Below are 19,629 nucleotides of genomic sequence, written 5' to 3'. Positions count from 1 at the left end.
CTCATTTCAACTGATAGGCCGGATCGAGCAGCGCCGCCGCAACGACAGCGCCCGGCGATCCGGCCTCGACCGCCGCGGCATCGATGGGCTTGCGCGGGAGAAGCGCACGCAGGAGCGTGCCCTTGTCGACGCCGGTCAAGGTCGGCCCCAGCTGCGCTTCGCCGGAAGCGCCGCGCAAGGAGCGACCCTCGACCGGATAGGACTCCATCGTCGCCTCCGGCATTTGTTGAATCCGATCCGCGCGACGGCCGCGCCGGGCCATCGCCATGTTGCCATCGAGGGACGACACTGTCGTGGCCTCGATCAGCCGGCGCAGGAATTGCTGGCGCAGAAGCAGCGTGCTCGTCGTGATCCAGCTCTCGCCGCCCGGCCATCCCTTGACGTTGGGAGGTGCGAACAAGGCCTGGCCCAGTCCCGCGGTCATCCGAACCAGCGGCGTCGGATCCGGCACCGGCAGGCCGAACACATGCACCGTTCCCACGATCAGCTCGACCGGAGACTTGATGAGGGCGCCACGATTGGCCGGATCACGAAAAGCCGGCGACAGGAAGAGCGCCCGCAGAAGCGGCTTCATCTCGTAATTGTTGCCGCGGAAGACGGCCGCCAGGTGCTTGACCTCCGCAGGGCCGGGCGTGAACGACACGAACTCGCGCCAAAGCTTCTCGACGATCGTCTCCGCCGTCCGCGGATGACGCAGCAGGATCGCGAGAATGTCGTCGCCGGTGAAATGCCCCGATTGGCCCAGAAAGGTCTTCTCTCCGTCGTCGTGGAGCTGCATGCGGTCCACGAACTGGCCGCTATCGCGGTCGATCGACCAGCCGGTGAAAGCGCGGGCGGCGCTCTTGATGTCGGCCTCGCTGTAGTGGCCCTCCCCCAGCGTGAACAGCTCGAGCAGTTCACGCGCGAAATTCTCGTTCGGCTGGCGCGCCATGTTGCGCACGCCATCGAGGTAAATCAGCATCGCGGGATCACGCGCCACCGCCTTCAGAAGCGTGGCGAAATTGCCCAGCGCCTCGCGTCGGAACAGCACGTTCTGGCGATACAGGGCGGGCACGTAGCGCACCTTCTGGATCGAGGAGGTGAAATGGTTGTGCCAGAAGAGGGTCATCTTCTCGACCAGAGGCTGGTTGGTCGCCAGCATCTCGCCGATCCACCAGCTTCTGAGCTCCTGCCCGTGCGCCCGAACCAGCCGGGCCGCCTCGTTCACCGGCTTCCCGTCCTGGGTCTTGCCGGCCGCCGCCCGTGCTTTCCGCCGCAGCTCGCGAAGAGCGGACAGGGTCTCATCCACCCAGCCCGGCGCAGGCGTCGCCGTCTTCGGATGGCCGGTCGCCAACAGCCGCTCGATTGCGGCGGGGAAGTCCATGGAAGCCAGCGCTTCGACCTCGGCCGGTGTCGCTCCGAAGGCTGTCCGCGACAGCAAGTGGCGGGCAACGTCGAAGCCCATCGCCGATGCAGCCCGACCCGGCCGCGGCATCCACAGTGCGGCGGAAAGGGCAACCGCCCCGCCCACGAAACCACGTCGACCGAGACGCACCATCATATGGGCCTCCTATTGCGGAGGATGGGCCGGCGCCGGACCGGGCTTCGGACGAGCCTCGTCCGGTGGCGGTGGACGCCAGCGCGGCGAGCTTCCGAACCGTTCGGCAAGGATCGCATGCAGTTGCTGGCGCTGATCGGGGCGAAGTTGGTCGGCGAGCTGGGCCAGCGCAGCGAAGTTCTGCTTCTGAGACTCCGTTCGCAGCGCCGCCATGCGATCCACGAGGGCGTCGATCCGGGCCATGTCGAACTCGGGCTTCTTGAGTTCGCCGGCCATTTCCTGCCGGATCGCCTGGAACTTGCGAAACCGGTCGTGGCGTTCGCCGGCGTAGCGATCGAACAAATCGTTCAGGGCCCGACGCTGCGAGTCGTCGAGCTTCACGTCGCGCGCCAGCATCTCCAGCGGACCGCCGCGCGGCGGTGGGCGCCGCCCTGCCTCGGCAAACGGCGGTGGTGCGATCCAGGTCCTGTAGACGAAGCCCGCCAGGACGAAGCAGTTCAGCAGCAGCGACAGGCCGAGCAGGATCTGGGTGAACCGCGACGACATCTCAGATGCTGTCCGTGAACAGATCGTTCAACTGATGCGACGCATCGGCGCCGAGGGGACCGAGGAAGGCAGACGAATCCTCTACCGAGGCATACTTCTGCGCGGCGAAGGATTCACCGAGGCCACCACCCATCACGAAGCCGACGGCGGCCACGGCGATGGCGAGGCCAGCCATGAGGCCGCGTTGCAACGAGCCGAACGGAGAAAGGAACGCCGCCAGAGGCGCCAGAACCCCCGTGTGCACATGGCGCCCAGCGGAACGTTCTGCAGCGAAGCCCACCAACGCCTGCGCGCGAACGACCAGGCGCGACGGCGGGGCCGGCAAAGGCTTGCCCAGAATTTCTGCCAACTCGACCGCAGCGACGCGCAATTCAGGGTCGCGCGCGACAGCCGCATCGATACGCGCCGCCTCTGCCTCGGGCAGACGACCATCCAGCCAAGCCGCGAAATCCAGATCGGAGACGGCCGCCGAAGACGACGGGCCGTGGTCCAGCGCGAGGCTGCGCCACAGCTCCCGGTCACTTTTCGAGCTACGTTCCGTAGTCATGGAAATCTCCTGCACTACCTTACGCCATACTGACCGCCATCATCCCCGACCTATGGCGCGTCCTCGCGGAAATGTTCACGCAAACGCAGAAGCGCCTTGTGATGGGTGCTCCGGACGGTCTGCGCATCGATCTTCAGAAGCTGTGCAACTTCGGCCACATCCCGCTCCTCGTCGTACAAGAATTTCAGGATCAGGGTCTGCCGCTCGGTGAGCAGGCCATCCGGAATCCTGAGCTTCTCGACATGGCGATCCTCGACCGCCAGAGCCGCTTCGGGAATGTCGTCGATTGCGGTGGTGGCCTGTCGTCGCCGCCGCAGGAAGTCGACCGCTGCCGAGCGGGCCACCACGGCGAGCCAGGTGGAAAGCCCGGCACGCGCCGGGTCATACGTCTTCAAGAGCCGAAAGTCGTTGGCACAAAGGCGCACAAATACGTTCTGGGCAGTATCCAGCACATCGTCCTCGCCCAGCCGGTGCGAGTTGAGAGACCGGCGCACCACGGCATGGATCAATGGAGCGGCGGCTTGGACGAATGCATCCCACGTGCGTTTGTGGCCCGCCGTCAGCGAGCGCAGGTCGATCTGGCCGAGTTCCGTCACACCCGCGTTCCGTCCATGGCCTGTCCGCAGAGCAGTCTATCGGGGTTTGTGGCCAAATGAGGCCCCGCTACAGTCAGCAGGCAACAACGCAGAGGGATCGATGAGCGAATCGCTGACACGGCAAGTGAAGATCACCAAGCGGGCGGTGCGTGGCAAGGGGGTCGTCGTTGCCCAGAACTGCCGGGCGGCCGAGGTCGGCGTGGATATTCTGCGCAAGGGCGGCAACGCGATCGATGCAGCGGTCGCCACCGGCATGGCGATCGGCGCCATCGAGCCGTGGATGAGCGGCATCGGCGGCGTCGGCTTCATGACCATCTGGAGCGCAAAGGAGAAGCGCGCCTGGACGATCGACTACGGTCCGATCTCGGCCGGCAAGCTCGATCCCGCGGCCTACCGGATCGTGGGCCCAGGTCCGGCCAACCCCTTCGCCTGGCCCGACATCCTCGAGCAGCGCAACGAGGTCGGCTACCACGCGATCGCCGTTCCGGGCATGGTCGCCGGCCTCGGCAAGGCCCTCGAGCGTTTCGGCACCATCGAGTGGAAGGACGCACTGGCGCCTGGCATCACGCTTGCCGAACGCGGCATGGAACTCGACTGGTATATGCAGGTGATGATCGCGAACGGGGCGGAGCATCTTTCGAGGTTTCCCGCATCGCGCGCGAGCTACCTGTGCGACGATGGCCGCGTGCCGACCAACGATTGGCAAGGCACCAAGCGTTACCTGAAGCTCGGCAATCTCGGCCAGACGATGCGACGGCTGGCGGACGGAGGACCGCGCGAATTCTACGAAGGCGGCCTCGCCCGGGATATCGTCGCCGATCTGCAGGCAGGCGGATCCGCCATTTCCTACGACGATCTCAAGAGCTACGACGCAAGGATCGTCGAGCCGCTCTCCTTCGAACATCACGGCATCACGGTCAACGTCGCAGGCGGGCTGACGGCGGGCCCGACCTTGCGCCGCACGCTCGAGCTGCTGGGCGATCGGACCAAGGGCAAGGGCGCGCCCGATGCCGCATTCTTCACGGGCGTCGCCGAGGCGATGCATCACGCCTACGAGGAACGGCTCAAGACGCTGGGCGAGAAGCCGACCAACACCTGCACCACCCATCTTTGCGCCGCCGACAGCGAAGGCAACATGGTGGCGCTCACGCAGACGCTGATGTCGCTGTTCGGCTCCGGCGTGATGCTGCCCAGGACCGGCATCACCATGAACAACGGCATGCTGTGGTTCGATCCCGAACCCAACCGGCCGAACTCGATCGCGCCCGGCAAGCGGCCCCTCTGCAACATCTGCCCGGTAGTCGTCGTCAAGGATGGACAGCCCTGGTTCTGCATCGGCGCCTCGGGCGGACGGCGCATCGTGCCAGCCGTCACGCAGCTTTCGATGATGCTGGTCGATCGTGGACTGGACGTCGAAACGGCCTTCCATCAGCCGCGCATCGACGTGTCGGGCGTGGGGCCGATCCGGGTCAATCGCGATCTGCCCGATGACGTGAAGAAGGCGATCGCGGCCAAGCTTCCGATCGTCGAGGTGACCAACCAGATCTCGCCTCTCGGCTTCGCCAATCCCTGCTGCATCGTGCGCGACCCGACGACCCGCGAGCTGACGGGCATGAACGAGGTCATGTCGCCGTGGGCGGGCGGCGCAGCCCTTTAGCCTCATGACGTCGCGCCGCCTCGTCCTCCTCGGCGGCGCGACGTCGCTCCTGCCCTCGCGGGCTTCGGCCCAGGCGGAGGCGAAGCTGGCCGACGACCTGCGCCTGCTCATGGCACGCCATCACGTGCCAGCAGCGAGCGTCGCTCTCGTCCGCAACGGCAAGGTCGCCGAGCGCGTGACACTGGGCGCCGACGCTCGGACCCTGTTCCAGGCCGCTTCCATCAGCAAGGTCGTCGCTGGCCAGGTGATCCTGCATCTGGCAGACCATCGTACGGTCGACCTCGACCAGCCGGTGAACGAGGCATTGCATTCATGGAAGCTGCCGGGCCGTCGTGCGCAGGCGGTCACGCCGCGGTTGCTCCTGAGCCATAGGGCCGGAACCAATGTGCCGGGCTTTCCCGGTTACGCGGTCGGCGCGACCTTGCCGAGCTTGCCGCAGATCCTGGAGGGAGCGCCGCCGGCCAACACGCCGCCCGTACGAGTCGAATGGGAGCCAGGCCAGGCCTTCCGCTATTCGGGCGGTGGCACCATGGTTTTGCAGCAACTCGCCATGGATACGGCCGGTCGGCCATTCCAGCATCTCGCCTCCGATCTCGTCCTGGGGCCTGCCGGCATGGCCCGCAGCTCCTTCGCCCAGCCGTTGCCGCAATCCGAATCCGATGCCGCGACGGCACATGATCTCGAAGGCCGGCCGCTACCAGGACGCTGTCATGTCTATCCGGAGCTCGCCGCGGCGGGGCTCTGGTCGACCGCGGCCGACCTCGCCCGCCTCGCCCTCGTCATTTCGGCAAGCTGGCGTGGAGGCGGTCTGATCAGCCGGAATCTTGCCCGATCAATGGCGCGCCCCGTCGGGGACGGTCCAACCGGCCTCGGCATTTTCGTGCATCCGCAGAGCGGCCGGCCGCCGTTGCTGTATCACTATGGTGTGAATGCCGGCTTTCGTTCGGTGCTTACTTTTGTCGCCGACGGCAGCTTCGGTCTGGCATTGATGACCAACGGCGAAGGCGGGCGCCCTCTCATTCCGGCCTTCGGCGAAAGAGTATTCGCTGCCAACGGACAAGGATCGTTCCCCTCCATCGACTGACATGACGACCACGACCGCTCCCGCTCCTCCAACCGACACCATAAAGCGCCTGCTGCCGTGGTTGGTCGCCGTGGCCTTCTTCATGCAGTCGCTGGACACGACGATCCTGAACACCGCGGTGCCGGCGATCGCCGAGGCGATGCACGTGACACCGCTGGACATGAAGTCCGTGCTCGCCAGCTACACACTCAGCCTCGCGGTGTTCATTCCGATCAGCGGCTGGATGGCCGATCGATTCGGCACGCGGCGGGTCTTCGCCTGCGCCATCGGGCTCTTCACGCTGGGGTCGCTGCTGTGCGGCCTCTCGGTGAACATCGCCATGCTCGTGGCCTGCCGCGTGGTGCAGGGCATGGGCGGCGCCATGATGGTGCCGGTGGGCCGCATGACCATGGTGCGGACCTTTCCCAAGTCAGAGCTGATTCGGGCGATGAGCTTCGTCTCGATCCCGAGTCTCATCGGCCCGATGCTGGGACCGATCTCGGGCGGCCTGATCGTGCACTATCTCGATTGGAGCGTGGTGTTCTTCGTGAACATTCCGGTCGGCCTCGCCGGCCTCCTCCTTGTCTATCGATTCCTGCCCGATTATCGCGAATCCAGCACCCACCCGATCGACATCGTCGGCCTGATCCTGTTCGGATCGGGCATCTCGCTCCTCTCCTACGTGCTCGAGGTGTTCGGCGAGAACAGCCTCGGCGATATCGAGATGGCGGGTCTGCTGCTCCTCTCCGGCACATTGCTGGCCGGTTACGGCATCAAGGCGACGCACACGCCGTTTCCCTTGCTGCAGCTCAGCCTGTTCCGCCTGCGCACTTTCCGCGCCGCCGTGTCCGGCAGCTTCTTCAGCCGGCTGGGGCTCGGCGGCCTGCCGTTCCTCTTCCCCCTGCTCTACCAGGTCGGCCTCGGCTATTCGCCGGTCCAGTCGGGCCTGCTGGTGATGCCGCAAGCCTTGGCTGCCATGGGTCTCAAGGTGATCGTGCCGAGAATCCTCGCACGGCTGGGCTACCGCAATGTGCTCGTGGTGAACACGCTCACGCTCGGCGTGCTGATCATGCTTTTTGCGACCATCGATGTCGGCACGCCGGCCTGGCGCATCGCCCTGCAGGCCTTCATCCTGGGCTTCTTCACCTCGACCCAGTACACGAGCATGAACACGCTGGTCTATGCCGATGTCGGCGCCCGGCAGACCAGCGCGGCCAGCACCATCGCCAGCACCGGGCAGCAGATGTCGATCAGCTTCGGCATCGCCTCGGCATCGCTGATCGCCGCGATGTTCGTGCCGGCCTCGCTCCGGTCCGATCCGACCGCCCTGATCCACGGCGTCCACCAGGCCTTCATCGTGCTCGGGATCATGACCATGGCCTCGTCCGTCATCTTCATGGGTCTCAAGAAGAATGACGGTGGCGCCATCAGCGGCCGGAAACTCGTCTAGCAGGCTGTTGAAGAAGTCTGTAGCGAGACGGGATCAGGCATGATTCACTCGACACGGTGAGTATCGAGGATCGGCATGCGGGGTTCGGACGTCAGGTCAGGGTCACTGTTTTCATATGTGAATCTCGAAGTGCGGGTTCGTCGAGACCATCCGCTGCGGGTGATTCGGGAGATTGCGAACGCGGCCCTGGTGTCGCTGAACGAGGACCTCGAGGCACTTTACCCGCGTCGGCTGGGGCGACCGTCGATCCCGCCGGAGCGGCTGCTGCGAGCGATGCTGCTGCAGGCATTTTACGGCATCCGCTCGGAGCGTCAGCTGATGGAGCGGGTGGAGTTCGATCTTCTGTTTCGCTGGTTCGTCGGCCTGGGGGTGGACGATCCGGCGTGGGATCACTCGAGCTTCACGACGAACCGCGACCGGCTGCTGGGCGGAGAGATCGCGGCCAAGTTCCTGCAGGCGGTGTTGGCCCAGCCGAAGGTGAAGCGGTTGTTGTCGAGCGACCACTTCTCGGTCGACGGGACGCTGATTGAGGCGTGGGCCTCGATCAAGAGCTTCCGCCGCAAGGACGGCCGGGATAACGACAGCTCAGGCCCGGGCCGCAATGCCGAGCGCGACTTCCACAAGGAGAAGCGCTCCAACGGGACGCACCGGAGCACCACTGACCCCGAGGCCCGGCTCTACAGGAAGGGCGACGGTCAGGCGGCCAAGCTCTGCTACATGGGGCACGTCCTGATGGAGAACCGCCACGGTCTGGCGGTGGACGGCGGCATAAGCTTGGCGACGGGAACGGCCGAGCGGGAAACAGCGCTTCAGCTGGTGGCCAGCAGGCCTGGTCGAAGGCGGATCACGCTTGGAGCCGACAAGGCTTACGACGTTCGACAGTTCATCGGCGATCTGCGCCGCCACAACGTGACGCCGCACATCGCCATCGATGGCCACGTGCGCATCACGGGCAAGCCGCGCGTCACCGCGATCGACCGGCGCACGACCCGTCATCCCGGCTATGGCGTCAGCCAGCGCTGTCATAAGCGGATCGAAGAGGTGTTCGGCTGGATCAAAGGCTCGGCAGGCTTGGCCAGGATCAAGCTCCGAGGGCGCGCCCGAGTGGACGCCGCGTTCACTCTGGGCCTGGCCGCCTACAACCTGATCCGGCTGCCCAAGCTCCTGGCGCCCCCGGCATGAGCGTCTTGGGCAAGTGGCGCATCGTGGAGATGCCGGACTACACGGATGATTCCCGACATGATGGGGCCGGCCTACATCCTGTTCGAGCCCACTCGCGGCGAGTTCGCCTTCGGCTGCGTGACCGGCACCTTTGCCGGCGGCGGTGACCACGATGCCGTCGAGTTCAACTGGGATGGCAACGACGAAATGGATGAGGCCTGCGGCGACGGATGGGCCGAGTTGCAGTCCGACGGCACCCTCATCGGCCAAATCTGCTTCCACGGCGGCGATGAAATCTCCTTCACCGCACGCCGATGGACCACTTCTTCAACAGCCTGCTAGAGACGGATGCGCGCGGGCTTCTTCGGCCTCACCGCGTCTGGCGATTGAGCCAGACGACCTTGTGCTCGGCAGACTTGAGCGCCACCACGTTGGACACGGCAAGGGGACGGCTGAGGCCTTTGATCTGGAGCATGCCGATGTCGGCCAGCTCGGCGAGATCGCCGACGGCGGTGGCGACTCGCGCCGTCACCAGGATCTGGCCGTCCGCCGCGGCATCGCAGAGACGCGCGGCCGTGTTCACCACCGTGCCGATCGCGCTGTAGTCGAAGCGGCCCTCGAAGCCGATCTGGCCGAGCGTCGCGAAACCCTGCGCGATGCCGACCCCGAAGCCGATCTGGTAGCCGCGCTTGCGCAACGCCGCCGCGAGCGCCGCCACCGCCTCCCGCATCGCCACCGCGAGACCGACGGCGCGCTCGGCCGGGTCGGGACAAGGCAGCGGATCGTTGAAGAACACCATCAGCCCGTCGCCGACGAAACGGTCGAGCGTGCCCTCATACGACTGGATCAGCGGCACCAGCGTGGCGTGATAGTCGTGCAGCAGGTCGCTGACCTCCTCCGGCTCGGCGCTCTCGGAGAAGGCGGTGAAGCCGCGCAGGTCGCAGAACAGCGTGGCGATGTCGCGGCGATGGCGCTTCAGGATGTTCTCGTCGCCCGACGACACGATCAGCTCGGCGATCGAGGGTGCGAGGAAGCGCTTCAGGCGGTTTGTCCGCTCGAGTTCGCTTACCTGCGCCGCCACCCGCTCCTCAAGCGTCTTGTTCCAGCGTGCGAGCTCGTCGCGTGACGCTTCGAGCTCGCGCTGGGTCGCGAGCAGCGCCGCATTGGCCGCTTCCAGACGCCGGTTGAGGGATGCCTCCCGTTCCTGCAGCAGCGTCATGTCATAGGCCTTCTGCTGCAGGCGCCGCGCCATGTCGCGCTCGGACGTGACTTCCAGCAGCACCAGCCAGGTCCCGCTCTGCTCGCTCCAGAAATGGAGATCGGCGACGCGGCCTTGGGTGATCTCGACCGATGGCACCAGATAGGGCGTCTCGACGAGCGGCAGCAGGCCCTCGAGAAACACCGCCTGCTCGGGAGCCGGCGCCCCGAGGCGCACTTCCCCCAGCCCGTAGGCCTCGAGGTCCCCGCCGGCGCCCACGAGCACGAGCGTATCGTCCATGTGGAACCAGGCGATCGCCCGGTCGGCCAATGTCAATGTCTGCAGCCGCTCGGCCACTTGCGCGGGCAGGGTCTCCATGGATCAGGCCGCGACGCGGCTGGCGAGATCCGTGAACGCGTCGTCGACGCCCTCGCCCGTTCTGGCGCTGCTCGACCGCACCCACCAGCCGCCGCGGCGAAGCTCCTCCAGATCGGCGTCCGAGACCGCCCACTGCTCACGGAGATCGTTCTTGTTGATCAGCAACGCAAAGGGCAGCGGGCCATATTCCGCCTCGACGCGCCTGCGCAGCGACAGCGCCGTTTCGAGCGTCGCCGGCCGCGTACCGTCGGCGACCAGGACATAACCGGCCGAGCCGCGCATATAGCTCATCCGGAGCGACGCCATGTCGTCCTCGCCCGCGAGATCCCACAGGATCAGATGCACGGTCCGATCACCCAGCGTCACCGTCTTCTTGTCGATCTTCACCCCCACCGTGGTCAGATAGGCCTCGGAGAAGATGCTTTGGACGTAACGCTTGACGAGGCTCGTCTTGCCGACCGAGAAGCCACCCAGCATGCAGATCTTCCTCTGGACGGTCGCCGTCATGGCTCGTCCTCGAGCCGGACCGCCACCGAGACGCGGCGGTTCATCGACCGGGCTTTGTCGGAATCACCGGCGTTGAGCGGATCGAGCTGACCGGCGCCGCCGATCGTGATCAGGTCGGCCGCGACGCCGCGCTTTTTCAGCAATGCCAGAACGGCGCCCGCCCGGGCAATGCTGAGCGACAGATTGTAGGTTCCGGGACCGGTGTCATCGGAATGGCCGGTGAGCCTGATGCGCGCCATCATATGCAGGCTCGCCGCAAGCCCCGTCAGCTCGTTGATCCCGGCGGCAAGCCGGTCAAGCTCGGCGTCCTGTCCGGGTGCCGGCAGCGACTCGTTGGTGTTGAAGCGGATCTCGTGCGCCTGGATCGAGTCGCGCAGCTTGCCCAAGAGGCCCTCGGCGATGTCCTGCACCCCTGAAATGTCGAGCTGCGGGCCGCCGGCCGGCATCATGCGCGCCGCCATCCGCGCGCGCGCGAGCCAGACCGGTGTCGCCGATCCCTTCGCGACAATGCGGTCGCCGGCGATCGAGAGCGTGACGCTGGGTGGCGGCGCAAGCGACGCCTCCAGCCGCTGCAGCACGAAGACAGGCTCGAGCGCCTGATAAGGCTGCCAGTGGCTGACGACTTTGACCGGATCGATCCCCGACTGGTGTAAGATCGCCGTCGGATCGGCAGCGAGCGGATCACGCAAGCCGGCGACCACGAACTTGCCGTCGCGCTCGGCCGCCTCGGTGACGACGATGCCCGGCTGGGCCCGCAGCCGGTCGACATAGTCCGACCAGCGCCGCAGCTCGGCCGCGCGGCGTTCCGCTTCGGCAGCGCGGATGCGCGCCTGCTCCTCGGCTACCCGAGCCTGCTCCTGCGCGATCTTCTGCGCGACATCCCATCGCCAGATCCCGACGCCCCCGGCAATTCCCACGAGCAGCGCCGCAAGCAGAAAGACGTACCACGGGAAACCGGCCCTGGACGCGGGCGCGCCCTCCTGGCGCAGCGCCGCGCATTCGCCCAGGCGCGCCTCGATATCGCCAAGGCCGGAGCTGTCGCCGTCGAAGGTTTCGAGCGTGTGGCGGCGCTCCTCATGGATACGCCCAAGAACATCGCGCAGCTTGCCTCGCAGCTCCTCCGGCGGGTTGCCCCGGATCACCGCGACGAGCATCGCGAACGTTCCAGCCTCGCACCACAAGCGGAGGTCGCCGAGCCGCAGCGTGTCGACCCCTTGCTGGCCGGCCCCCTGGAACGAATCCCGGACGAAATCCTGGATCGCCGTCAGCATCGAGGAAACGAGCTGCGGATCCTGGCTCGCCGCGTCCTCCGCTGCGACATGCGAGATCAGCAGGCCGGTGTGACTATGAATGAGGAAGACATGCTCGACCTGGTAGACGAGCGTGTGGTTGAGCACCACCTCGGCAAAAGTCTTGCCGGTCCGCCAGGCTTCCAGGCGCCAGCGCAGCCCGCGCCAGGTAAGGCTTTGCCGCAGCGATTCGTTCAGCGACTGGAAGGTGTTGTCGATCGTTTCCCCGACGGACTTCCGGATCGCGGGAACGATCACCGGCTGGAGAATGTCGATCAGGGTGCGGGGATCGTTGCGAATCGAGCTCGCTGTCGCCTTCTCCAGTGCCGGCGCCAGCACCTCGCCCAGCCGTGCGTCGCTCGAGGCCACCGCCGTCGGCAGGACACGGCCCACTGCCGCGCCGAGCTGCTCGGGATCCTCGACCACCTCGCGCAGCCGGCCGAGCACCTCGATCTCGTGCCCGACCAGCAGACGGCGCAGTTCCTGGAGCCGCGGATCGAGCGGCACCGACACGTCGGCCGGCGGCGCACTCCGCGGCTCGACGGTGCGCGCCAGCTCGACCAGCAGGCCGGCCAGAGCCTTCCGGTCGATCCCGCTATCGGACGGGGGCGGACGGAACAGCCACTCGAGCTTGTCGGCGGCAGAGGGGTTCATCTCGCAAAGCGGTCAGCCGGCCGGCCAGCCGCGCGACGCCTCGCCGGCGCCCTTGCCTGCGCTCTTCGTACCATTGTCCAGATTCAGGCACTTGGCCACTTCCACGAAGAGTCCGGCCAGCAGGTTCCGATCTGTTTTTACGTTCGAGAGCTCTGCGAACATCTTCTCTATCGTGCGATGGACGTCCTCGTTGCGCTGCTTGATCTCGTCACGCAGCGTCTGCACCTCCCGTGTCAGGCGGTCGGCGAAGTCGCGCTCGAGCTGGCTCAACTGGTCCGACATCGTGCGCAGCCGCTTCTCCAGCGCCTGGTTCTGCTCGCGCAACGATCGCTCGATCTCCTTGTCGGCATCGGCGCGCAGGTCTTTTTCTTCCCGAAGCTGGCTTGCCAAAGAATCGACCTGCTTTTTCGCGTTCGTATCATGAGCGCTCAGATTGCGCGCCGTCTCCGACTCGATTTCCTTGAACCGCTGCTGGAACCGTTCCTCGAGCTTGGAGAAGCGGCGGTCGTAGTCCTGCATCTGATTGCCAAACAGCAGGTCGCGGATCTTGTCCACGCCCACGACATCGGGCCCCGCGGTGAGACCATTGCCGGCCGGCGCGACGGCGATGGTGGCGCCCGGCGACCCAGCATCGGATTTCTGCTTTTCTGCCATGTCCCCCTCCCATATCTCTGTCGTCATTGTAGGCCCCCGAACGACCGGTTGGCCAGTCGCTTGCTCGATGAACTGGGCGTGAGCGATCACGCCGGCGGCAGGTCGAGGTGCAACGGACACGTCACGAGAGCAGGCTCGCTCCGACGTTGATCGAGAGCGCCAGGATGGCGGTGTTGAAGACGAAAGCCACGATGCCATGACAAAGGCTTACCCGCCGCATGGCATGTGAGATCGTGTCGACGTCGCCTGTCTGGGCCGCGCAGCCAATGACGAAGGCATAGTAGAGGAAGTCGCGGTAGTCCGGCGGCCGATCGCCGGGAAATCTCAGCCCGCCCGACGAGCCGGTCTCGCCGGGACGGTAGTAGAGGTTCGCATAGTGCAAGGCGAAGACCACGTGGGTGAAGGTCCAGGAGAGGATGACGGTTGCTGCTGTGACGAACAGGCTGGCCCACGGCGTGGCGTGGGCAGACCTGAGGACGGCAAGCTCGGCAAAGATCGCGGCAAAGCTCGCTGCCGCGCTCCCGACCACGATCATGACGATCGCCCAGTCGCTCTCGTCGTAGAGGGCTGCGTGGCGATGGCAGGTCTCGACATTCGATCGGGCGACCATCACGAAAGCGACGCCGAGATAGATGGCCGCCGTCAGGTCCCAGGCCATCAGGAGCCGGGTAATCAGCCTCAGGGATTCGGGCAGCAGCGCGAACAGCAGGAGGCCCGCCCCCACCGACGCCAGCAGCCGACGCCGGGCCATGAGCACTCGGCCAAGGCGCGACCCGGGAACGGGATGCCTCATCATCGGAATCCTCGACGATAGAGATAAGTCCTTATCAGAAACCAACCAATGCCCACTGCCACGAACGCGCGTCCGACCGTCGCTGCCCTTGCCGGTCCTGTGGATGAACGCTAAACACACGGCCGTCATTTTGTCGCAAGCGGCGGGGGGAGCAAGCAGCATGGCGACGAAGAGGAAGACCATCTCGGCGCCCGCTCCATCGGCCGCCAAATCGAGTGCTAGAGCCTTGAACGGGAAAGCAAATTCGGCACGTTCCACAGGCACTGCGGAGGCCCGGGAGACCGCCCGGCTGCTGCTGGACATCGAAGCGATCCACTGCCGGCCGGACAACCCCTACATCTTCACGTCGGGCCGCGCGAGCCCGGTCTATATCGATTGCCGCAAGCTGATTTCCTATCCCGAGGCGCGAGCCAAGATCATGGGCTATGCGCTGAAGGCCATCGCCAAGGCGATCGGCTGGAACAAGATCGACGTCGTGGCAGGCGGTGAGACCGCGGGCATCCCCTTTGCCGCCTTCCTGGCAGCATTGGCCAAGAAGCCCATGATCTATGTCCGCAAGCAGCCCAAGGGCTTCGGCCGCATGGCGCAGATCGAGGGCGACCTGAAGCCTGGCAAGCGTGTGCTTCTGGTCGAGGATCTGGCGACCGATGGCGGCAGCAAGCTCGTCTTCATCGACGCGCTCAAGAAGGCCGAGGCCAAGGTCACGGACTGCTTCGTGATCTTCCACTACGGCATCTTCCCGCAGAGCATCGAGACGCTGGCCGTGGCCGGCGTCAAGCTGCATGCACTGGCCACCTGGTGGGATGCGCTGGAAGCGGCGCAGAAGCACAAGTACTTCGATGAGAAGGGGCTCGCGGAGACCAGGGCCTTCCTCGAAGCACCGGAGCAATGGTCGGCGAGCCACGGCGGCCGTCCGCCGACATCGCGGCCGAGTGGCCTCGGCCGCTAGCATCCCGCCAACGCGCAGGACGCCTGATCGTCCGGCACCAGGCGAAAGCGCGCGCCCCGCTTGAGGTCCGCCGCCGCCAATGCGAGCTTGGCGCGGATGTTCGGTCGTCGCGCCCTCGTTGGACTTGCGCTTTCCTCTTCCATGGCTGCCGTTGCGGCCCGCGCCGCAAGCAAGGAGGATCTGGTCCTCGGGACCACCCAGGCGCCGGGCACGATGAACCCGCTCATCAGCTCGATGTTGGCCAGGACCCTGATCCAGGGCATGACCTTGCGGCCGTTCACGGCCTACGACGCCGACTGGAAGCTCGTGTGCCTCGCCTGCACGCGGCTGCCCAGCCTCAAGGACGGGACGGCGCGGACGATCAAGCTGCCGGACGGCCGGCAGGGTATGGAGATCGATGTCGAGATCAGGCCGCTTGCCTGGGGCGACGGCGTTCCGGTCACGACCAGGGACGTCGCCTTCACCCTCGAGGTCGGCAAGCATCCTCTGTCAGGGGTAGCTTCGGCCGAGGGCTACAAACGGATCCTGAAGCTCGATATCAAGGACGACCGCCGTTTCACCGCAACGGTCGATCGGGTCACTTTCGACTACAACGATATCGGTCTCGTCGTCGTGCCGACGCATATCGAAAAGCCGATCTTCGACGCCAGCCCGGCCGAGTATCGCAAGCGCACCGCCTACGACACCGATCCCACCAATCCGGGCCTCGCTTTCGGTCCCTATCGCGTCAGCGAGCTGGTGCCGGGCAGCCGCATCGCGCTCGAGCGGAACGCGCACTGGACGGGAAAGACGCCCTATTTCAAGAGGATTGTCTTCAAGTTCATCGAGAACAGCTCGGCGCTCGAGGCCAACCTCCTGTCCGGCAACGTGGACTATGTGCCGGGAGAGCTTGGCCTCTCGCTCGAGCAGGCATTGGCGATCGAGAAACGATACAAGACCAGATACGAAGTCATCTACAAGCCCAGCCTGTTCTACGAGCACATCGACGTCAATCTCGACAATCCGCTCCTGGCGGATCGGCGCGTGCGCCGCGCGATCCTGATGGCGATCGACCGCCAGGCCATTTCCGACAAGCTGTTCGAGGGCAAGCAACCGGTCGCCGACAGCGACGTCAGCCCCCTCGATCCCATGTACAGCCCCGCCGCCCGGCACTACGGCTACGATCCGGCCGCCGCGCGCCGCCTCCTCGACGAAGCGGGCTTCGCCATCATGGCGAACGGTGTGCGTGTCGACCGCGGTGGTCGGCCGTTCTCGATCGAGCTCATCACCACCGCGGGCAGCCGCGTGCGCGAGCAGATCGCCCAGGTGATCCAGAGCGAGCTCCGCCGAGTCGGCATCGAGCTTCGTATCAAGGCGCTCCCGCCGCGTATCTTTTCCGATACGCTGAACCATCGCAGGTTCACGGGTCTTGCCATGTATGCCTGGGTGCAACAGCCCGAAGGGGTGCCGCGCTCGACCCTGCATTCCGACGAGATCCCGACCGAAAAGAACGGCTGGAGCGGGCAGAATTATCCCGGCTATGCCAATCCGGTCATGGACAAGGCCCTCGACGGTGCGGAGCGCGAGCTCGACCCGGACAAGCGACGCACGCTGTTCGCGCAGATCGAGCGCTTGTATGCCGACGACCTGCCCGTCCTGCCGCTCTACTTCCGCGTCGATCCTTTCGTGATCCCCAGGCAACTCAAGGGCGTCCGTCCGACCGGACAGCTCAACAGCTCGACCTTGTGGGTCGAGCAATGGCGCTGGGAGGGATAGCGGCGTGGGCCGTTACCTTGCCTTCCGCGCCGTCGAGATCGTGGTGACACTCGCGATCATGAGCGTGGTCGTGTACCTGCTGATCGGGCTGATGCCGGGCGATCCGATCGATCTCATGATTTCCGGCGATCCCAGGATGACCAGCGCCGATGCGGCGCGACTGCGCGCCGTCTATGGCATCGACAAGCCCCTGACCGAACGCTACCTCGCCTGGGCACAGCAAGCGCTGAGCGGAAACTTCGGCTATTCGCGCTCCTTCGGTCAGCCGGTGCTTGCCGTGCTGGGCCCCCGGCTGCTGAATACGGTCGAGCTGGCCGGCATCGCTTTCCTGCTCGCGGTCGCGATCGCCCTGCCACTAGGCATATGGGCCGCCAATCGACCACACAGCAGCGCCGACTACACGGTCAATCTCTTCTGTTTTGCCGGCATCTCCGTCCCGACCTTCTGGCTCGCCCTGCTGCTGATCACGCTGTTCGCGGTGACGCTGGGCTGGCTGCCGGCCGGGGGAATGGCCGAGTTGCGGGCGGGAACAGGCTGGCTGGCGGCTCTCGACCAGAAGGTGCGGTTCGCCATCCTCCCGGTCCTCACGCTGACTCTGGCCCAGGTCGGCACCTACACCCGCTTCATGCGCGGCGCCATGATCGAGGTCCTGCGCCAGGACTACGTCCGCACCGCGCGCGCCAAGGGCGCGTCCGAGCGGCGGGTGCTGCTGGGCCATGCCTTCGTCAACGCGCTTGCCCCGGTGCTCACCGTTCTGGCCCTTTCCTTCGGCGCGCTGTTCTCCGGCGCCCTGATCACCGAGACCATGTTCGCCTGGCCCGGCATGGGCAAGACGATCTACCAGGCGATCCTGGACAACGACTATAATCTCGCCCTCGTCGGACTGTTGATCGCAACGTTTGCCACCGTCGCCGGCAACCTGCTGGCCGACCTCCTGCTGGCCTGGATCGATCCACGCGTCTCGCTCTCGGGCCGCGCGCCGTGATCGCCGCCGGTCCCACGCTCCTCGTCTGGCGCCGGTTGCTGCGCCACCGCCTGGCCGAGCTTTCCATCGGCTTCCTTGTCGTCCTGCTCGTGCTGGCGCTGGCCGCACCCCTGATCGCACGGCTGCGTGGCGTCGATCCCGCCATGACCGATCTTTTCAGCCGGCTCCAGCCACCCTCCGCCCGTCACTGGCTCGGCACGGACGAGCTGGGTCGCGATCTCTTCCAGCGTCTGCTGGACGGCGGTCGCATCTCACTGCTGGTGGGCTTCGCCGGTGCCATCCTTTCGGCTGTCCTGGGGGCTGCGATCGGCGTCGTCGCGGGCTATCTCGGCGGACGCCTCGACGGCCTCCTGATGCGCCTCACCGACGGCGTGATCGCGCTTCCGCTGCTGCCACTCCTGATCGTCCTGGCGGCCATCGACCCGCGCAAGCTCGGCATTCCCCCGGAGATCGCGCAGTCGGAGACCTTCTCGCTCTATCGCCTGGTCGTCATCGTCGCGCTCACCGGCTGGACGACCGCGGCTCGGCTGGTCCGCGCCGAGACGCTCTCGCTCAAGACACGCGACTTCGCGCGGGCGGCGCGGGCGCTGGGCGCATCCCCCGTCCGCATCATGTTCCGCCACATCCTGCCCAATGCGGCCGGCTCGTTGGTGGTCGCGACCACCATGTCGATCGGCAGCCTGATCCTGCTCGAATCGACCCTGTCCTTTCTCGGCCTCGGCACGCAGCCGCCGGCGGCTAGCTGGGGCAACATGCTGACCGGCGCGCAGGACCTTTTGCGCCAGGCGCCGCTGCTGGCGCTTCTGCCGGGCGTCATGATCTTCCTGACGGTGATTGCCTTCAATTTCCTGGGCGACGGCCTGCAGGAAGCCCTCGACCCGCGCAGCGAGCGGCGTCTTTAGGCGGACGCCGCCTCCTGCGGAATCCAGCTCCGCCGCTCGCCGGCATAGAGCGCTCCGGGATTGCCGCGCACCGTCGTGCGCCACATCAGCCGCTGCTCCCTGTCGGCGTCGTACCAGGTGGCGGCATGGATCAGGCAGCGATTGTCCCAGACCAGGAGATCGCCCGCCGTCCATTCATGGACGTAGACGAATTCCGGTCTCGTGTAGTGGCTCATGAGCTCGTCCAGCAGCGCGGCACCGTCGCCATGCGGGCCGGCCTGCATGCCGACAAACGGTCCCTCGAACCAATCCATCTGGCCATATTCACAGAGATAGAGCGCCCGCTGGCCGGTGACCGGATGAACGCGGACAACCGGTTGCGGCTGGGAGCGCTCGTGTGGCGCGAACGGCCCGGGCAGCTTGCCGGCCAGCGCGTCCTTGCGGCCACGCCCGGTGCCCGGCCGCGCATGCAGCCCTTGCAGCGTCTCGACCCTCTCCTTGAGGCGGGCCGGCAAGGCCTCGTAGGCGAGGATGCCGCTGGCGAAGAGAGTCTGCCCGCGGCTCCTGTCCGCCGGCATCACGGCATAGAACAGCGAGATGTCCGGCGGCGGCCGACGATAGCTCTGATCTGTATGCCAGCCCTTGCGGTGCGGGTATTGCACCGGCAGCAATCCATCGGCCGTCAATGGCGGCTCGGGCCGAGCCGGTGGCGGTCGCGCGCCCGCCACGGTGTTCGTGACCAGGAAGATTTCCGGCTGCGTCTCGTGCACCATGGCGCGGCCGGTGGGCAGAAACCGGTAGTCCTCGACCTCCGGGCCGAACAGTCGGCTGAGCTGCACCAGCAGCTCCGGCGTGCGGCCGACTTCGCCCGCTCCGGGAATGAGCAGCAGGCCGCCGGCTTCGGCGAGAAGCTGAGGCAAGCCGTCGGGCATCCCGGCCGCAAGCGGCCGCGCAAGGCGCGCGACCGCACCGAACGCCGCACCGGGCAACGGTCGGGTCACTTCGACCGAAGCGCGCATTCTCTCTTTC

19 protein-coding genes are annotated in these 19,629 nt (G+C 66.2%); 9 read left to right on the top strand and 10 right to left on the bottom strand.

The window, feature by feature from the left end; genetic code table 11:
• Nucleotide 1: 1 nt before the first annotated feature.
• From OJF58_RS20285 to OJF58_RS20270, 4 genes are read right to left on the bottom strand one after another with little or no spacing between them, the layout of a single operon-like run.
• Nucleotides 2-1,540: a DUF1800 domain-containing protein gene (locus OJF58_RS20285; protein ID WP_300779558.1), complete on the bottom strand. Its 1,539-nt coding sequence runs from the start codon at nt 1,538-1,540 to the stop codon at nt 2-4.
• Between the two features lie 9 nt (nt 1,541-1,549).
• Entirely contained in the window at nt 1,550-2,083 is a 534-nt protein-coding gene (locus OJF58_RS20280) for a periplasmic heavy metal sensor (protein WP_300779557.1), read from the bottom strand.
• A gap of 1 nt (nt 2,084) precedes the next feature.
• Complete coding sequence (locus tag OJF58_RS20275) at nt 2,085-2,630, bottom strand: hypothetical protein (RefSeq protein ID WP_300779556.1); 546 nt, start codon at nt 2,628-2,630, stop codon at nt 2,085-2,087.
• 50 nt (nt 2,631-2,680) lie between these two features.
• Entirely contained in the window at nt 2,681-3,226 is a 546-nt protein-coding gene (locus tag OJF58_RS20270; RefSeq protein WP_300779555.1) for a sigma-70 family RNA polymerase sigma factor, read from the bottom strand.
• A 100-nt stretch (nt 3,227-3,326) separates the two neighbouring features.
• Between OJF58_RS20270 and OJF58_RS20265 the strand changes: the two genes are divergently transcribed.
• From OJF58_RS20265 to OJF58_RS20245, 5 genes are all read left to right on the top strand, one after another.
• Nucleotides 3,327-4,883, top strand: coding sequence for a gamma-glutamyltransferase (locus tag OJF58_RS20265; protein WP_300779554.1), 1,557 nt, complete (start codon nt 3,327-3,329; stop codon nt 4,881-4,883).
• 4 nt (nt 4,884-4,887) lie between these two features.
• Nucleotides 4,888-5,967 (top strand): serine hydrolase domain-containing protein, encoded by a 1,080-nt coding sequence (locus OJF58_RS20260; RefSeq protein WP_300779553.1) that lies wholly within the window; start codon nt 4,888-4,890, stop codon nt 5,965-5,967.
• Nucleotide 5,968: 1 nt separating this feature from the next.
• Complete coding sequence (locus OJF58_RS20255) at nt 5,969-7,396, top strand: DHA2 family efflux MFS transporter permease subunit (protein WP_300779552.1); 1,428 nt, start codon at nt 5,969-5,971, stop codon at nt 7,394-7,396.
• Between the two features lie 75 nt (nt 7,397-7,471).
• Complete coding sequence (locus OJF58_RS20250; RefSeq protein ID WP_300779551.1) at nt 7,472-8,578, top strand: IS5 family transposase; 1,107 nt, start codon at nt 7,472-7,474, stop codon at nt 8,576-8,578.
• Between the two features lie 45 nt (nt 8,579-8,623).
• Nucleotides 8,624-8,899: a hypothetical protein gene (locus OJF58_RS20245; RefSeq protein ID WP_300779550.1), complete on the top strand. Its 276-nt coding sequence runs from the start codon at nt 8,624-8,626 to the stop codon at nt 8,897-8,899.
• Between the two features lie 28 nt (nt 8,900-8,927).
• Here OJF58_RS20245 and OJF58_RS20240 read toward each other — a convergent pair whose 3' ends face one another.
• From OJF58_RS20240 to OJF58_RS20220, 5 genes are all read right to left on the bottom strand, one after another.
• Entirely contained in the window at nt 8,928-10,133 is a 1,206-nt protein-coding gene (locus OJF58_RS20240) for an adenylate/guanylate cyclase domain-containing protein (protein WP_300779549.1), read from the bottom strand.
• A gap of 3 nt (nt 10,134-10,136) precedes the next feature.
• Nucleotides 10,137-10,640, bottom strand: a complete 504-nt coding sequence (locus OJF58_RS20235) for a Rab family GTPase (protein ID WP_300779548.1) — start codon at nt 10,638-10,640, stop codon at nt 10,137-10,139.
• Nucleotides 10,637-12,583 (bottom strand): OmpA family protein, encoded by a 1,947-nt coding sequence (locus OJF58_RS20230; protein WP_300779547.1) that lies wholly within the window; start codon nt 12,581-12,583, stop codon nt 10,637-10,639. The genes OJF58_RS20235 and OJF58_RS20230 overlap by 4 nt, the downstream gene beginning before the upstream one ends.
• Before the next feature lie 12 nt (nt 12,584-12,595).
• Nucleotides 12,596-13,237 carry a hypothetical protein gene (locus tag OJF58_RS20225; protein ID WP_300779546.1) on the bottom strand — a complete coding sequence of 214 codons (642 nt, stop codon included), beginning with the start codon at nt 13,235-13,237 and terminating at the stop codon, nt 12,596-12,598.
• Between the two features lie 121 nt (nt 13,238-13,358).
• Nucleotides 13,359-13,988, bottom strand: a complete 630-nt coding sequence (locus tag OJF58_RS20220; RefSeq protein WP_300779545.1) for a DUF1345 domain-containing protein — start codon at nt 13,986-13,988, stop codon at nt 13,359-13,361.
• A gap of 268 nt (nt 13,989-14,256) precedes the next feature.
• Here OJF58_RS20220 and OJF58_RS20215 point away from each other — a divergent pair, with 268 nt between their 5' ends.
• The 4 genes from OJF58_RS20215 to OJF58_RS20200 all read left to right on the top strand — a co-directional run bounded on the left by OJF58_RS20215 (nt 14,257) and on the right by OJF58_RS20200 (nt 18,621).
• Nucleotides 14,257-14,979, top strand: coding sequence for an orotate phosphoribosyltransferase (locus OJF58_RS20215; RefSeq protein WP_300779544.1), 723 nt, complete (start codon nt 14,257-14,259; stop codon nt 14,977-14,979).
• 141 nt (nt 14,980-15,120) lie between these two features.
• Nucleotides 15,121-16,734 carry a peptide ABC transporter substrate-binding protein gene (locus OJF58_RS20210; protein WP_300779543.1) on the top strand — a complete coding sequence of 538 codons (1,614 nt, stop codon included), beginning with the start codon at nt 15,121-15,123 and terminating at the stop codon, nt 16,732-16,734.
• A 4-nt stretch (nt 16,735-16,738) separates the two neighbouring features.
• Nucleotides 16,739-17,719 (top strand): ABC transporter permease, encoded by a 981-nt coding sequence (locus OJF58_RS20205; protein WP_300779542.1) that lies wholly within the window; start codon nt 16,739-16,741, stop codon nt 17,717-17,719.
• Nucleotides 17,716-18,621 (top strand): ABC transporter permease, encoded by a 906-nt coding sequence (locus OJF58_RS20200; protein WP_300779541.1) that lies wholly within the window; start codon nt 17,716-17,718, stop codon nt 18,619-18,621. The genes OJF58_RS20205 and OJF58_RS20200 overlap by 4 nt, the downstream gene beginning before the upstream one ends.
• Here OJF58_RS20200 and OJF58_RS20195 read toward each other — a convergent pair.
• Nucleotides 18,618-19,619 carry a TauD/TfdA family dioxygenase gene (locus OJF58_RS20195; protein ID WP_300779540.1) on the bottom strand — a complete coding sequence of 334 codons (1,002 nt, stop codon included), beginning with the start codon at nt 19,617-19,619 and terminating at the stop codon, nt 18,618-18,620. The genes OJF58_RS20200 and OJF58_RS20195 overlap by 4 nt on opposite strands.
• Nucleotides 19,620-19,629: the final 10 nt, after the last annotated feature.

The sequence above is a fragment of the Enhydrobacter sp. genome (genome assembly GCF_030246845.1).
Classification (GTDB): Bacteria; Pseudomonadota; Alphaproteobacteria; order Reyranellales; family Reyranellaceae; genus Reyranella.
This window is presented reverse-complemented; position numbering and strand designations above follow the sequence as displayed.